At 72.0% G+C, this 14,954-nt stretch carries 13 protein-coding genes; 7 read left to right on the top strand and 6 right to left on the bottom strand.

Going from position 1 to position 14,954, the window contains the following annotated elements:
* The first annotated feature begins 35 nt into the window (after positions 1 to 35).
* From dacB to folE, 6 genes are all read left to right on the top strand, one after another.
* Complete coding sequence (dacB, locus tag ABD207_RS20500) at positions 36 to 1,613, top strand: D-alanyl-D-alanine carboxypeptidase/D-alanyl-D-alanine endopeptidase (protein ID WP_344014553.1); 1,578 nt, start codon at positions 36 to 38, stop codon at positions 1,611 to 1,613.
* Positions 1,614 to 1,705: 92 nt separating this feature from the next.
* Positions 1,706 to 2,839 (top strand): zinc-dependent metalloprotease, encoded by a 1,134-nt coding sequence (locus ABD207_RS20495; RefSeq protein WP_344014552.1) that lies wholly within the window; start codon positions 1,706 to 1,708, stop codon positions 2,837 to 2,839.
* A 230-nt stretch (positions 2,840 to 3,069) separates the two neighbouring features.
* On the top strand, positions 3,070 to 4,185 hold the full coding sequence (gene tilS, locus ABD207_RS20485; RefSeq protein ID WP_425580767.1) for a tRNA lysidine(34) synthetase TilS: 1,116 nt from the start codon (positions 3,070 to 3,072) through the stop codon (positions 4,183 to 4,185).
* Between the two features lie 62 nt (positions 4,186 to 4,247).
* Positions 4,248 to 4,808, top strand: a complete 561-nt coding sequence (hpt, locus tag ABD207_RS20480; RefSeq protein WP_167993500.1) for a hypoxanthine phosphoribosyltransferase — start codon at positions 4,248 to 4,250, stop codon at positions 4,806 to 4,808.
* Between the two features lie 189 nt (positions 4,809 to 4,997).
* The gene (gene ftsH / locus ABD207_RS20475; protein WP_344014581.1) at positions 4,998 to 7,037 is read left to right on the top strand and encodes an ATP-dependent zinc metalloprotease FtsH; all 2,040 of its coding nucleotides are present in this window, start codon (positions 4,998 to 5,000) and stop codon (positions 7,035 to 7,037) included.
* Between the two features lie 140 nt (positions 7,038 to 7,177).
* On the top strand, positions 7,178 to 7,783 hold the full coding sequence (gene folE / locus ABD207_RS20470; protein WP_344014551.1) for a GTP cyclohydrolase I FolE: 606 nt from the start codon (positions 7,178 to 7,180) through the stop codon (positions 7,781 to 7,783).
* Between the two features lie 514 nt (positions 7,784 to 8,297).
* On the opposite strand, the gene ABD207_RS20465 is transcribed toward folE, so the two are convergent.
* The 6 genes from ABD207_RS20465 to ABD207_RS20440 all read right to left on the bottom strand — a co-directional run bounded on the left by ABD207_RS20465 (position 8,298) and on the right by ABD207_RS20440 (position 13,474).
* Positions 8,298 to 8,786, bottom strand: a complete 489-nt coding sequence (locus tag ABD207_RS20465; RefSeq protein WP_344014550.1) for a DUF3180 domain-containing protein — start codon at positions 8,784 to 8,786, stop codon at positions 8,298 to 8,300.
* 41 nt (positions 8,787 to 8,827) lie between these two features.
* Entirely contained in the window at positions 8,828 to 9,439 is a 612-nt protein-coding gene (gene folK / locus ABD207_RS20460; RefSeq protein ID WP_344014549.1) for a 2-amino-4-hydroxy-6-hydroxymethyldihydropteridine diphosphokinase, read from the bottom strand.
* Positions 9,436 to 9,795 carry a dihydroneopterin aldolase gene (gene folB, locus ABD207_RS20455; protein ID WP_344014548.1) on the bottom strand — a complete coding sequence of 120 codons (360 nt, stop codon included), beginning with the start codon at positions 9,793 to 9,795 and terminating at the stop codon, positions 9,436 to 9,438. The genes folK and folB overlap by 4 nt, the downstream gene beginning before the upstream one ends.
* Positions 9,796 to 10,050: 255 nt before the next feature.
* The gene (locus tag ABD207_RS20450; RefSeq protein WP_344014547.1) at positions 10,051 to 10,578 is read right to left on the bottom strand and encodes a nuclear transport factor 2 family protein; all 528 of its coding nucleotides are present in this window, start codon (positions 10,576 to 10,578) and stop codon (positions 10,051 to 10,053) included.
* Complete coding sequence (gene folP, locus ABD207_RS20445; protein ID WP_344014546.1) at positions 10,575 to 11,507, bottom strand: dihydropteroate synthase; 933 nt, start codon at positions 11,505 to 11,507, stop codon at positions 10,575 to 10,577. The genes ABD207_RS20450 and folP overlap by 4 nt, the downstream gene beginning before the upstream one ends.
* Before the next feature lie 104 nt (positions 11,508 to 11,611).
* A complete protein-coding gene (locus tag ABD207_RS20440) occupies positions 11,612 to 13,474 on the bottom strand; it encodes a phosphatidylglycerol lysyltransferase domain-containing protein (protein ID WP_344014545.1) in 1,863 nt (620 codons plus the stop codon).
* 230 nt (positions 13,475 to 13,704) lie between these two features.
* Between ABD207_RS20440 and ABD207_RS20435 the strand changes: the two genes are divergently transcribed.
* Entirely contained in the window at positions 13,705 to 14,832 is a 1,128-nt protein-coding gene (locus ABD207_RS20435; RefSeq protein WP_344014544.1) for an alpha/beta hydrolase, read from the top strand.
* Positions 14,833 to 14,954: the final 122 nt, after the last annotated feature.

Here is a 14,954-nt window from a genome sequence, read left to right as displayed (position 1 = left end):
TCCCTCACGCAGGTGTGTGATCGCGAAAGGGGCTGGTGGTCGTGCCAGAGCTGAGGCCTTGGCGAGGCGCGAGACCGCATGTCGAGCGGATCGCGGACGCCGTACGACCGTCTCTCGCGCGCGTGGGCGATGCGCTGCGACGGTCTGCCGGCACCGGATCACCGCAGGTCAGGCGGGGCTCCCGGCCGAGGCCCGGGCTGTACACCGCGACCGCCGCCACCGCCGGACTGGCCCTGGCCGTCGGCGTGGTGACCGTCTCCGGCCCCTGGGACTCCTCGGGTCAGCGTACGGCCGAGCGGGACCGGGCCGTCGCCCTGGAGGCCGCGCGTGGCGCAGATCACGGCAGCACTCGGGGCAGAGCGGGTACGCCGCGCGAGACGCGCACGCCCCCCAGCGCCCCCTCCGTGCTCACCGGCCTCGGCGGCACCGCCACCACCGTCAGGTCGGCACCCCGCGGCAAGACCCTCGCGGCCGTCCTCGACCCGCTGCTGAAGACCCCGGCGCTGGGCCGCCACTCCGCCTCGGTCGTCGACGTGGCCACCGGCAGACGCCTCTACGGCACCGCCCCCGGCACCCCGCTCACCCCCGCCTCCACCATCAAGATCGTCACCGCGGCCGCGGCGCTCTCCGCGCTCGGCCCCGACCACCGGCTCACCACCCGCGCCACCTACGAGCCCGACACCAAGGAGGTCGTGCTGGTCGGCGGCGGCGACCCCACGCTCACCGCCCGGAAGAAGCCCGCACCCGGCACGGCCCGCCTGAGCGACCTCGCGGAGCGGACCGCCGCCGCCCTCGCCAAGCGGGGCGTGCGCAAGGTGACGCTCTCCTACGACGAGACCCTCTACCCCGGCGACCGGCGGCACCCGATCGGCGAGAACACCAACATCGCCGAGATCACCCCCCTGATGACCGACGAGGCCCGCACCGACGACTCCGGCAGCGGCGCCGCCCCCCGCGTCCCCGACCCGGCCGCCGACGCCGCTCGCACCTTCGGCGAGCTGCTGCGCAAGTACGGCGTGCAGACCTCGCCGCCCGGCCCGTCGAAGTCCAGCAGCCGGGCCGTCACCCTCGCCTCGGTCTCCTCGCCCCCGCTCTCCGCCCTCGTCGAGCGGATGCTGACCAACAGCGACAACGACATCGCCGAGGCCCTCGCCCGGCACACCGCGATCGCCACGGGCAAGCGCGCCGACTTCGCCGGCGCCTCGGCGGCCGTGCGCGCCCAGCTGCAGAGGCTGAAGGTCCCGCTGAAGGGCGCCGTGCTGCGCGACGGCAGCGGCCTGGACCGCCGCGACCGGCTCACCGCCGACCTGCTCACCTCACTGCTGGTCAAGGCAGCCGACCCCGCCCACCCCGAGCTGCGCCCCGTCCTCACCGGCCTGCCCGTCGCCGGCTTCACCGGCACCCTCAGCGGCCGTTACGCCGACGGGGCGGGCGGTGTGGTCCGCGCCAAGACCGGCACCCTCACCGGCGTCAACACCCTCGCGGGCACCGTCGTCGACCGCGACGGGCGCCTGCTGGCGTTCGCCTTCCTGGGCACCGGAGCGGACCGGGGCGCCGCCCAGAACGCCCTGGACAAGGCGGCCACGGCTCTCGCGGGGTGCGGCTGCCGGTGACGCGGGCGGGCACCCCCCCGCCCGCCCGCCCCGCCGGCCTGCGGGATCTCGCTGCCCTGCCCGCTTCCCCGGCACTCACGTACCGTTGACCCATGACGAGCATCGGTGGTGCTGCCTCTTCCGGGATGGTCGACTGGAACCTCGCGGTCGCGACCGCGACCCGGCTCATGCGACCCGGCCCCGACGTGAGCCGCGACGAGGCCAGGGCCGTCGTCGCGGAGCTGCGCCGGCACGCGCAAGCCTCGGAGGGTCACGTCCGGGGCTTCACTCGTCTCGGGACGGAGGAGACCCACGACACCCCGGTGCTGGTGGTCGACCGGCCCGGCTGGGTGCGGGCCAACGTCGCCGGATTCCGTGAACTGCTCAAGCCGCTGCTCGACAAGATGCAGCAGCGGCGCGGCAGCGGCCCCGGCAACGCGGTCCTCGGCGCCGTGGGCGGCAAGGTCACCGGCGTCGAGCTGGGCATGCTGCTGTCCTTCCTCGCCTCCCGCGTCCTCGGCCAGTACGAGACCTTCGCCCCCGCCACCCGCGACCTGCCCGCCGGGGAGAACGGCGGCGGCCGGCTGCTGCTCGTCGCGCCCAACGTGGTCCACGTCGAACGCGAACTCGACGTCGACCCGCACGACTTCCGGCTGTGGGTGTGCCTGCACGAGGAGACCCACCGCACCCAGTTCAGTGCCGTGCCCTGGCTGCGCGACCACCTGGAGGGCGAGATCCAGTCGTTCCTGGCGGAGACCGACGTCGACCCCATGACCGTCCTGGAGCGCATCCGCGACGCCGCCCAGACGCTGGCCGGCGGCCGGCCCGAGGGCGAGGAGGAGGACGGCGGGCGCTCCCTGGTGGAGATCGTCCAGACCCCCGCCCAGCGTGAGATCCTCGGCCGTCTCACCGCCGTGATGTCCCTGCTGGAGGGCCACGCCGACTATGTGATGGACGGCGTCGGCCCCGAGGTCGTGCCGACCGTCGCCGAGATCCGCGAGAAGTTCCAGCAGCGCCGGGCCAAGGGCGCCTCCCGCCTGGACCTGGCGCTGCGCAAGCTGCTGGGCCTGGACGCCAAGCTGCGCCAGTACCGCGACGGGGAACGTTTCGTCCGCGCGGTCGTCGAGGAGGTCGGCATGGACGGCTTCAACCGCGTGTGGACCTCGCCCAACACGCTCCCCACCAAGGCGGAGATCTCCAAACCGGCGGACTGGATCACACGGGTGCACCGCAAACCGGAGGCATAAGCTCCGCACGACGGCATGCGGAGTCCCCTCCAATCACCCGTCCGAGGGACCGTGAGCCATGGGTAGGCGTGCAATGCTCGGGGAACGGCCCGGTTCTGTCACCATCTACACACTCTGCGTGACCGGACCTCGGGCTCACCCCCCGACAACTTCATGAAGGGAACCGGACAATGGGTCCCCATCCTGCGGTCGCGGCGATACGCCTGGCGGTCCGCCGCGTACTCCACGACATCCTCGCTGAACACGCTGAACACGCTGAACACGCTGAACACGCTGAACACGCTCCCGGCGAGCACCACGAGCGCCACGGGCATCACGAGCACCACCAGCAGCACGGCCTGCACGAACAGCACGGACATCACGGGCAGCGCGCCGGCGGGCGCGGCCGAACCCCGTCCCGGGCCTCGGTGGCCACCCCGCACGGACGCTCCTGCGCCCCGCTCGTGCTGGTGGCCTGCTCCGGCGGCGCCGACTCCATGGCCCTCGCCTCCGCCCTCGCCTTCGAGGCCCCCCGGCTCGGCGTCCGGGCCGGCGGCATCACCGTCGACCACGGACTCCAGCCCGGCTCCGACCAGCGCGCGGCGGAGGTCGTGCAGCGCATGAGGGAACTCGGCCTCCATCCGGCCGAGTCCGTCGCCGTGACCGTCGGCCGCGAGGGCGGGCCCGAGGCCGCGGCCCGCGACGCCCGCTACGCCGCCCTGGACGCCGCCGCCGAACGGCTCGGCGCCCGCGCCGTCCTGCTCGGTCACACCAGGGACGACCAGGCCGAGACCGTCCTGCTCGGCCTCGCCCGCGGCTCCGGCATCCGCTCCCTGTCCGGCATGGCCGCGGTCTCGGGGGCCGGCGGCCGTTACCGGCGCCCCTTCCTGCAGCTCGACCGGCAGACCGCCCGCAAGGCCTGCATGGTCCAGTCCCTGCCCGTCTGGGACGACCCGCACAACACCGACCCGTCCTACACCCGCTCCCGGCTGCGCCACGAGGGTCTGCCCGCCCTGGAGAAGGCGCTCGGCAAGGGCGTCGTCGAGGCCCTCGCCCGCACCGCCCAGCTCTCCCGCGACGACGCCGACGCCCTCGACGCCTGGGCCTCCCGCGCCGAGGCCGGCGTCCGCGACGCCGACGGCGGCCTCGAGTGCGCCGGCCTCCACGCCCTGCCGCCCGCGGTGCGCCGCCGGGTGCTGCGCCGCGCCGCCATCGAGGCGGGCGCACCGGCCGGTTCCCTGTTCGCCCGGCACATCGAGGAGGTCGACCGGCTGATCACCGGCTGGCGCGGTCAGGGGGCCATCAATCTCCCCGGCAAAGTCGTCGTCCGGCGGCAGGGTGGCAGACTGGTGATTCGGCAAGGCTGAAACGGTGCCCCCTCGGCGACGGAGGCGGCGGGGTCCGGCAGCCGGTGGGACGACCGAAAGTGATGCGGGTGGACGCGAAAGACATGGGTGCCGACCTCGAGAAGGTGCTCATCACCAAGGAAGAGATCGACGCGAAGCTGGCCGAGCTGGCTGCCAAGATCGACGCGGATTACGCGGGCAAGGATCTGCTGATCGTCGGCGTGCTCAAGGGCGCGGTGATGGTCATGGCCGACCTCGCGCGGGCGCTGTCCACCCCCGTCACGATGGACTGGATGGCCGTATCCTCGTACGGGGCGGGCACCCAGTCCTCCGGTGTGGTGCGGATCCTCAAGGACCTCGACACCGACATCAAGGGCAAGCACGTCCTGATCGTCGAGGACATCATCGACTCCGGTCTGACCCTGTCCTGGCTGATCTCCAACCTCGGCTCGCGCGAGCCCGCCTCCCTGAAGGTGTGCACGCTGCTGCGCAAGCCCGAGGCGGCGAAGGTCGCCATCGATGTGGAATGGGTCGGTTTCGACATCCCCAACGAATTCGTCGTCGGCTACGGCCTGGACTACGCCGAGAAGTACCGCAATCTCCCGTTCGTCGGTACGCTCGCGCCTCACGTCTACGGCGGCTGAGCCCGAAGGGCCCATTCGCCCGGACGGTGATCGGGAACCCCGGCGGTCTCCGCGCCGTTGGAGCATGCGTAGACGCGATTGCCAGCCGTCCCGCGCAGCTTCGGGGGACAATGCTGGGGTACCGTCCGAAGAACAGCCTTTATCAAACTCACTATGGCAGGAGGGACGGGGCGGCACCGCTCCGTATGGATGGACGTGAAGCGATACTTCCGTGGGCCGGTCATGTGGATCGTGCTGGCCGTCCTTGCCGTGGTCGTGTTGATGCAGGTCGTCGGTTCGTCCGGCGGCTACAAGACGGTGGACACGGGCCAGGTCGTCCAGGCGATCAATGAGAACAAGGTCGAGTCGGCCAAGCTGACCACCGGCGACGAGCAGATCATCAAGGTCTCGCTCAAGGACGGTCAAAAGGTCGAGGGCAGCTCGAAGATCCAGGCGAGCTACATCGGTGACCAGGGCGTCACCATCGCCAGCACGCTGCAGAACAAGTACGAGAACAAGCAGATCCCCGACGGCTACACGGTCTCGCCGTCCAAGCAGAACCCCTTCGTGAGCATTCTGCTGTCGCTGCTTCCGTTCGTTCTGATCGTGATCGTCTTCCTGTTCCTGATGAATCAGATGCAGGGCGGCGGCTCCCGCGTCATGAACTTCGGCAAGTCCAAGGCGAAGCTCATCACCAAGGACACGCCGAAGACGACGTTCGCCGACGTGGCCGGCTCGGACGAGGCCGTCGAGGAGCTCCAGGAGATCAAGGAGTTCCTGCAGGAACCGGCCAAGTTCCAGGCCGTCGGCGCCAAGATCCCCAAGGGCGTGCTGCTCTACGGCCCGCCCGGCACCGGCAAGACCCTGCTCGCGCGGGCCGTCGCGGGCGAGGCCGGTGTGCCCTTCTACTCGATCTCCGGTTCCGACTTCGTCGAGATGTTCGTCGGTGTCGGTGCCTCCCGGGTCCGTGACCTGTTCGAGCAGGCCAAGGCCAACGCCCCCGCCATCGTCTTCGTCGACGAGATCGACGCGGTCGGCCGCCACCGCGGCGCCGGCCTCGGCGGCGGTCACGACGAGCGCGAGCAGACCCTGAACCAGCTGCTCGTCGAGATGGACGGCTTCGACGTCAAGGGCGGCGTCATCCTGATCGCCGCCACCAACCGGCCCGACATCCTCGATCCCGCCCTCCTGCGCCCCGGCCGCTTCGACCGGCAGATCGCCGTGGACCGCCCCGACATGCAGGGCCGTCTGGAGATCCTCAAGGTCCACCAGAAGGGCAAGCCGGTCGCCCCCGACGTCGACCTGGCGGCCGTCGCCCGCCGCACCCCCGGCATGACCGGTGCGGACCTGGCCAACGTGCTGAACGAGGCCGCGCTGCTCACCGCGCGCAGCGACAAGAAGCTCATCGACAACAAGGTGCTGGACGAGGCGATCGACCGCGTGGTCGCAGGCCCGCAGAAGCGGAGCCGGATCATGTCGGACAAGGAGAAGAAGATCACCGCGTACCACGAGGGCGGACACGCCCTGGTCGCGGCGGCCTCACCGAACTCCGACCCGGTCCACAAGATCACCATCCTGTCCAGAGGCCGCGCCCTCGGCTACACGATGGTCCTGCCGGACGAGGACAAGTACTCGACCACGCGCAACGAGATGCTCGACCAGCTCGCCTACATGCTGGGCGGCCGGGCGGCCGAGGAGCTGGTCTTCCACGACCCGACCACGGGTGCCGCCAACGACATCGAGAAGGCCACCAACCTGGCCCGCGCGATGGTCACCCAGTACGGCATGACCGAGCGGCTCGGCGCGATCAAGTTCGGCGGCGACAACTCCGAGCCGTTCCTCGGACGTGAGATGGCGCACCAGCGCGACTACTCGGAAGAGGTCGCCGCGCTGGTCGACGAAGAGGTCAAGAAGCTCATCGAGAACGCGCACAACGAGGCGTGGGAGATCCTCGTCGAGAACCGTGACGTCCTCGACAACCTCGTGCTCGCCCTCCTGGAGAAGGAGACGCTGGGCAAGGAGGAGATCGCCGAGATCTTCGCGCCCGTCGTCAAGCGGCCGCCCAGGCCCGCCTGGACCGGCTCCTCCCGCCGCACGCCGTCCACCCGCCCGCCGGTCCTCTCCCCGAAGGAGCTGGCCCTGACCAACGGGGCGAACGGCGCACCGCAGGCGATCAGCACCGCCAAGAGCACCGCGGCGGACACCACCGGGACGCCCGAGCGGGCACCGGAAGAGCGCCCGGAGAGCTGACCCCGGCCCCTGGCGGCCGTCGCCGGGCCCGGAATGTATACCGCGCCCCCCAGGTTCTAGCCTGGGGGGCGCGGTATGTGCGTCACCGCAGTCGATATGCGTGCCCCGGGCACGCGCGCAGGCAAGGAACGAGGCTCCACATGACCGACCCCGTGACGCTGGACGGCCAGGTCCCGATCGGCGAGTTCGACGAGAAGCGGGCGGAGAACGCCGTACGCGAACTTCTGATCGCGGTCGGCGAGGACCCGGACCGGGAGGGCCTGCAGGAGACGCCGGCACGGGTGGCCCGGGCGTACAAGGAGATATTCGCGGGCCTGTGGCAGAAGCCCGAGGATGTGCTGACCACCACCTTCGACCTCGGGCACGACGAGATGGTGCTGGTGAAGGACATCGAGGTCTACTCGACCTGCGAGCACCACCTGGTGCCCTTCCGGGGCGTGGCGCACGTCGGCTACATCCCCTCGACCAGCGGCAAGATCACCGGCCTGTCCAAGCTGGCCCGGCTGGTCGACGTCTTCGCCCGCCGCCCCCAGGTGCAGGAACGCCTCACCACGCAGATCGCCGACTCCCTGATGGAGATCCTGGAGCCGCGCGGCGTGATCGTGGTCGTCGAGTGCGAGCACATGTGCATGTCCATGCGCGGTATCCGCAAGCCCGGCGCCAAGACCCTCACCTCGGCGGTGCGCGGCCAGCTCCGGGACGCGGCCACCCGCAACGAGGCGATGAGCCTGATCATGGCCCGCTGAACCGCAGGGGCGCTGGCCGCTGAGGCTCCGGGGCACTGCAATCACGGGGCCGCCGACAGCCGGGTTGCTGCGCGGTCCTGGGCGCGGGCCGCCCGTCTCCCGCGCCGGATCGGCTTTTCCGGGCCCGCCCGTCGCGGGCCGGCCGGATCGTCTCTCCCGGCTGCCGGGGCTGCTTGCCGGGTGGCCGGATGGCTGGTCCTGGGCGGCCGGATGGCTGGTCCTGGGCGGCCGGGTTGGGGGTGTCGGCTGCCCGTTCGGCTGTCCCGGGCTGCCGGGGTTGCTTGCCGGGCTGCCGGGGCGGCCCGTCGAACCGCTAGATCGCTTGTCCGGGCGGGCAGGGCGGCCCGCCTGACCATGGAAGCGCGTCGCAGGCCCTCAGGCTGGCGGGAGCGCCCTTCAAACCGCCCTTCGGACTGCCGGGGGGCTGCCTTCGGACTGCCGGGGGCTGCCTTCGGACCGCCGGGGGCTGCCTTCGGACCGCCGGGGGCGGCCCTCAGACCATCGGGGGCGGCCCTCAGGCCGCCGGGGCGGCGCCCTTGGTGTCGTCGTCCTCGTCGTCGGGGAGTTTGCAGACGCGCTCGAGGAAGATGCCCGCCGCTATGATCCCGATGCCCGCGACGACGGAGAAGCCGGCGTAGATGGCCTGGTCGCGGCGGGCCGGGACCTCCAGGGACTCGAGCAGGTAGACGCAGACGCCGCCGTACATCCCGGCCACGAGGGCGGCGACCAGGGCGCTGGCCTGGCCGAAGACCACCGCTCGGGCCGCCATCAGGGGATCGACGCCCTTGGCGTCGGGGCGCCGCTCGCGCTGGGCCTTGAGCCGGGCGCGCAGGGAAAGGGCCGTGGCCGTGAGGACCGTGGCGATCAGGCCGAGCACGATCGGTGCGGCCACGGGGACGCTCGGCAGGGTCCCGAAGGAGTTCCACAGGCGGGCGCCCGCCCAGGACAGGATCCCGGCGACGACGAAAACGCCGGCCAGCACCCGGATGCGCAGCTGTCTCACGGTGTCCCTTCCCCGGCTGTCGGTCGTCTCGACCTTAACGGCTACTCGGGCAGCCGGAGTTCCAGGTCCGGGCGCTGTGTGACGCCCTGGCGGGTGACCTCGTCCAGCAGCGCGGCGACCGGGCCGCGGCCGGGCAGCTCGGCCTCGGGGTCGACGTCGTGCCAGGGGGCGAGGACGAAGGCACGCTCGTGCGCGCGGGGGTGGGGGAGCGTGAGCCGCGGGTCGTCGGAGCGCATCTCCGCGTAGGAGACGATGTCCACGTCCAGGGTGCGCGGGCCCCACCGCTCGTCGCGGACGCGGTGGAAGGCCTCCTCGACCGCCTGCGCCCGCTCCAGCAGGGAGGAGGGCGGCAGGGTGGTCTTCAGCACCGCGACCGCGTTGAAGTACGAGGGCTGGCTGCCGGGCTCGACGCCCCACGGCTCCGTCTCGTAGACGGGCGAGACGGCCTTGACGCGGATGCCGGGGGTGTCCTCCAGGGCGTCCACGGCCCCCTGGAGGGTCTCCAGGCGGTTGCCGAGGTTGGCGCCGAGGGAGACCACCGCACGTTTGGGGTTCTGCAGCGTGGAGTCGGCGGCGTCGACCCGCTCGACCACGGAGGCGGGCACGGGCTGAACGGTCGGGTCGGTGGACCCCTGAGTGAACGGCCTGGTCATACGCGGCTCCGGGTGATGGTGACGGTCACGTCGTCGAACGGAACGGTGATCGGGGCGTCCGGCTTGTGGACGCAGACCTCGACCTCCCGAACCGCGTCGTGCTTCAGACAGACCTCGGCGATGCGCTCGGCGAGCGTCTCGATGAGGTTGACGGGCTCGCCCTGCACGACGGCCACGACCTCCTCGGCCACGACGCCGTAGTGCACGGTCTTCGTCAGGTCGTCGTCGGCCGCGGCCGGGCGGGTGTCGAGGCCGAGGACCAGGTCCACGATGAAGGTCTGGCCCTCCTCGCGTTCCTTGGGCAGCACACCGTGGTGCCCACGGGCCCTCAGGCCGCGCAGCGCGACACGATCCACGCGAATCACTCCTGCAGTCGTCGGTCCGGCCGGTGTGCCGCGTGCGGGCGGCACACAACGGCCTTCTGTCGAATCTACCTGCGGGCACCGACGTCACCGGGCCACCGGGGACGCGGGCCGGGAGCTGTGCCGCGAGGATTCATCCCGCGTTTGCCCTGGAGAGGCCGGGTGCTCACGGCGCGGAAGCCGCGCCTGCCCGCCGCTGCGTGATTCCAACCACGTGCGCGACCGCACAAACGGGGAGGCCGGGCGGGCTCAGGCGGGGCTGTCGTCGACGGGAGTGTCGTCGGGCGGCGTCTCGTCGTCCTCGTCGGACTCGGCGAGCACCGGGGAGGCGTGGTGGGACCACAGCTTCCAGCCGGCCGGTGTGCGCCGGAACACATTGGTGGCCACCACCAGCTGGCCGACCAGCGGACCGAGCTCCTCGCCCTCCTCGGGGGCGGGGCCGCCGCTGAGGATGTTCTCCGTGCAGGTCACCACGGCGGTGTCGCCGGTGACCGAGACATGGACGTCGGTGAGGAAGAACTGGATGTAGTCGGTGCTCGCCATGATCACCGCGTAGGAGCGCAGGACCTCGCCGCGGCCGGTGAGCACCGGCCAGCCGGGGTGCACACAGGAGACCACGCCGGCCTCCGCGGGGTCGTGGTAGCTCTCGTCGACACCTAGGTCGGCCGGGGTCAGCCAGAGCGAGGCGACCTCCTCGAAGTCGCCCCGTTCGAGTGCCTCGTAGTAGGCCCTGTTGGCGGCCTCGACCTGCTCGACGTCGGTGCGGGGGGCGCTCACCGGGCTCCTTCCGCGCCGTGCGCGCCGGGCGCGGGGTCCTCGGAGGCCGCGGTGGCCGCGGTGGCCGTGGTGCGCGCCTGTTCGATGGCGTGGGCGACGCGTACGGCGTCGGCCGTGGCGCGGACCTCGTGCACCCGGACGGCCCAGGCGCCGGCCTGCGCGGCCAGGGCGGAGACGGCGGCGGTGGCCGCGTCGCGCTCCCGCGCGGGGGGCGGTGTGCCGTCCGGGCCGGCCAGGACCCGGCCGAGGAACCGCTTGCGGGAGGCGGCGACCAGCAGCGGGTGGCCGAGCGCCAGCAGACGGTCGATGCGGGCGAGCAGCGCCAGGTCGTGCTCGGCCTCCTTGGAGAAGCCCAGACCGGGGTCGACGATCAGGCGGTCCTCGGCGATCCCGCCCTCCAGCACGGCGTCCACCCGCGCCCGCAGTTCGTCGACGACCTCGGTGACGACGTCGTCGTAGACCCCCCGGATGTTGCCGCCCTCCAGGAAGCCGCGCCAGTGCATGACGACGAAGGGGGCGCCCGCGTCGGCGACGACGCGGATCATGCCGGGGTCGGCGAGGCCGCCGCTGACGTCGTTGACCAGGACGGCACCGGCCGCGAGGGCCTGCTCGGCGACGGAGGCCCGCATGGTGTCGACGGAGATCGTGACGCCCTCGGAGGCGAGGCCCCGGACGACCGGGATGACCCGCTTGAGCTCCTCGGCCTCGTCGACGCGGGTCGCGCCGGGGCGGGTGGACTCGCCGCCGACGTCCACCAGATCCGCGCCCTGGGCGATCAGATCCAGGCCGTGCTTGACGGCGTTCGTCGTGTCGAACCAGCGGCCGCCGTCGGAGAAGGAGTCGGGGGTGACGTTCACGACTCCCATGACCGCGCACCGGCCCCAGTGAGGAAGGCCCGCGACGTGAGGGCGTCCGCTGTGATTGCTCATATGTTCAGCGTAGGCCCAGGCGGCGGCTGCGCAGCGCCGCGCCCCGGCCGGTGGTTCCCCGTGCAGGGCACCCCTCTCGACCCCGCCCCGGCCTCCCGCCGGGATCAGGCGGCGCGGACCGTGCCTTCCGACGGGCCGCGGTCCAGCATGTGGGCGCAGGGGCGGCGGGCCGGGGTGCGGCGGCGCAGGAAGCGCGGCAGCGGCACGGCCGGGTTGAGGAAGCCTTCCGCCTGCATCGCGGCGAAGCCGATGCGGGGCAGGTCCGCCGAGGCCCGGTAGACCACGAAGCGGGGCTCCCAGCGGGGCCGGAACTTGGCGTTGAACTTGTACAGCGACTCGATCTGGAACCAGCGCGACAGGAACAGCAGCAGCCCCCGCCAGGCCCGCAGCACCGGGCCCGCGCCGATCTTCTCGCCGCGCGCCAGCGCCGAGCGGAACATCGCGAAGTTGAGCGAGACCCGTTCGATGCCGAAGGCCGGCGCGGCCCGCAGGGCGGCCACGATGAGCAGTTCGTTCATGCCCGGGTCGGCCGAGCGGTCCCGGCGCATCAGGTCCAGGGAGACGCCGTCCTCGCCCCACGGCACGAAGTGCAGGATCGCCTTCAGATCGCCGTACTCGCCCGGCTCGGCCTCGGCCTTGTGCGCGGTGGCGATCAGGCAGTCGCCGTCGGCCGGGTCGCCGACGCGGCCCAGCGCCATGGAGAAGCCGCGCTCGGTCTCGGTGCCGCGCCAGTCGTCGGCGGCGCGGCGGATGCGGTCCAGCTCGGCCTCGCCGAGGTCACGGACACGCCGTACCCGGGTCTCGTAACCGGCGCGCTCGATGCGCTTGACCATCTGGCGGACGTTGCGCATCGCGCGGCCGGCGAGTGAGAAATCCTTGACGTCGACCACCGCCTCGTCGCCGATCTCCAGGGCGTCGAGGCCGGTCTCGCGGGTCCACACATGGCCGCCGGTCTCGGAGCAGCCCATGACGGCCGGGGTCCAGGAGTGCGCCCTGGCCTCGTCCATGAAGCGCTCGATGGCACCGGGCCAGGCCTCGACGTCGCCGATGGGGTCACCGCTGGCGAGCATCACCCCGGACACCACGCGGTAGGTGACCGCCGCCTTGCCGCTGGGGGAGAACACCACGGCCTTGTCGCGCCGCAGCGCGAAGTGCCCGAGGGAGTCGCGCCCGCCGTGCTCGGCGAGCAGGGCGCGCAGCCGGGCCTCGTCCTCCTCGGTGAGCCGGGCGGCCGGGTGCTCGGGGCGGAACGCCAGGTAGATGGTGGTGACGGCGGTGATCCAGCCGAGGGCGCCGAGGCAGAAGGCGACGGTCCAGGAGGTGTGGCCCCGGTAGTCGACCGGCCCCTCCACCCCGAACAGCCCGTACACCACGTGGGTCAGCCGGTCGGCCAGGCTCGGGTCGCCGATCAGCTGCCCCGGCTGGGCGTTGACGATGACCAGCCCCAGCAGCAGCGAACCGGCGCCCATGAGCACGAAGTTGGCCAGCGCTCGCCATCTGCTGCGCGGGTCGGGCAGTGCGGCGAACTGGTCGCGGTGGCGCAGCAGCAGGGCGAGCAGCACCAGCGGGATCAGCACGCCCAGCACCGAGTGCCGGTAGCTGAACTGGGCCACCGCGCCCGCCGGGAGCAGGGCGACCGCGGCCCGCCAGGCACGCCGCTTGCCCCGCTTCAGCCCGTGCGCGAGGAGCAGCAGCAGGACGCCGGCGCTCAGCGAGAGCGCCGCCGCGAAGGACCCGAACGCCCCCGGCAGAACCTCGGCGAGGTCGTGCATACGGCTGTGCCGGAAACGCGGGAAGATGCCCGCGGCGATGTCCAGCAGGCCCACCAGGGCGCAGGCCCGGCCGACCAGAAGAGGCACGGACTCGGGGCGTGGCCCGCGCAGCAGCCGGCGCGCGCGAAGCAGCACGCCGCCGTCCCGTACGCGCCGGGGCGCACGGGCCGTGGGCTTGGGAACCCGGCCCGACATTTCCTCATCTGTCCTGACAGACATCGCAATCCTGTAGTTCCGCGAGAGACCATGGTTCCGGTGCCGATCGGGCATCCGGCGACATTGCGCCCTCTAGGACGGTGTCTCGGGAGGAGAGGTTCACTCCGCCCGCCAAAGCCGCCGAACAGGCCAACGACAGCCCGGCGCCGCCCTTGTGACGGAGCAGGGGCGGCGGGCGCCGGACGGAAAGCGCAGGCAGGTACCACCTCATGGGTCTGACGAGCGACACGCTGCTGTGGGCGACCGCCCTCGCCGCAGCCTTGCTGTTCACCGGCACGGTGTGGCTGTGGCCACGGCTGGCCCGGCGCACCTGGCGGGCGGTCTGCGGGCGGGTGGGCCTGCTGCTCGCCACCCAGCTGGCGATCTTCGCGGCGGTGGGCCTCGCCGCCAATCAGGCGTTCGGCTTCTACGCCGGCTGGGCCGACCTGTTCGGCCGGCAGAAGGACCAGGGCGTCGTCGTCGACCACGCGGCGGGCGGCGCCGGCCTGAAGGTCGTGAACTCCGGGCCGGTGCCCGGAGTTGCGGGCACCCGCCCCGAGGAGACCGGCCGCATCGACGAGGTCCGCATCTCGGGCCGCACCAGCCGCATCGCCTCTCCCGCCTACGTGTATCTGCCGCCGGAGTACTTCCGCGCCGAACACCGCGGCCGTGACTTCCCCGCGGCCGTCGTCCTCACCGGATATCCGGGCACCGCGCGGGCGCTCGTCGACAAGCTGCGCTATCCGCGCACCGTCCACCAGGCGGCCCGGGAAGGGAGAATGCCGCCGATGATCCTGGTGATGCTGCGCCCGACCGTCGCGCCGCCCCGGGACACCGAATGCGTGGACGTCCCGAAGGGACCGCAGACCGAGACCTTCTTCGCGAAGGACCTGCCCGAGACGATCGGCGGCCACTACCGGGTGAAGGACGGGCGCGGCGCCTGGGGAGTGGTCGGCAACTCCACCGGCGGCTACTGCGCCCTCAAACTGGCGATCCACCACCCCGGGGTCTTCGGCGCGGGCGCCGGACTCTCCGCGTACTACAAGGCGCCGATCGACCCCACCACCGGCGATCTCTTCCAGGGCGACGAGGAACTCCGCAACGAGGCCGACCTGCGCTGGTACATCGGGCGCCGGCCCGCGCCCGACACGGCACTCCTCGTCAGCAGCAGCAAGAAGGGCGAGTCCAACTACCGGGACACGGTGAAGTTCATCGAGCAGGTGAAGGCCACCGGCCGCACCCGCATCTCGTCGATCATCCTGGAAAGCGGCGGTCACAACTTCAACACCTGGCGACGGGAGATTCCGGCCGCCATGGAGTGGCTCGGGAACCGCCTCGCCGAAGCGAAACGATCTTGAAGAACGGGCCCGGTGTCAATTCACGATTCAACCGGGTTCCCTGATGCGCTGTGAAAGCGTCGGTATGGCTTTGTTTTTACGGGGCGGGGGTCCATCATTCGCCTACTCGCGGTAAGTTTCTG

This window comes from Streptomyces thermospinosisporus, assembly GCF_039526425.1.
Classification (GTDB): Bacteria; Actinomycetota; Actinomycetes; order Streptomycetales; family Streptomycetaceae; genus Streptomyces; species Streptomyces thermocarboxydovorans.
This window is presented reverse-complemented; position numbering and strand designations above follow the sequence as displayed.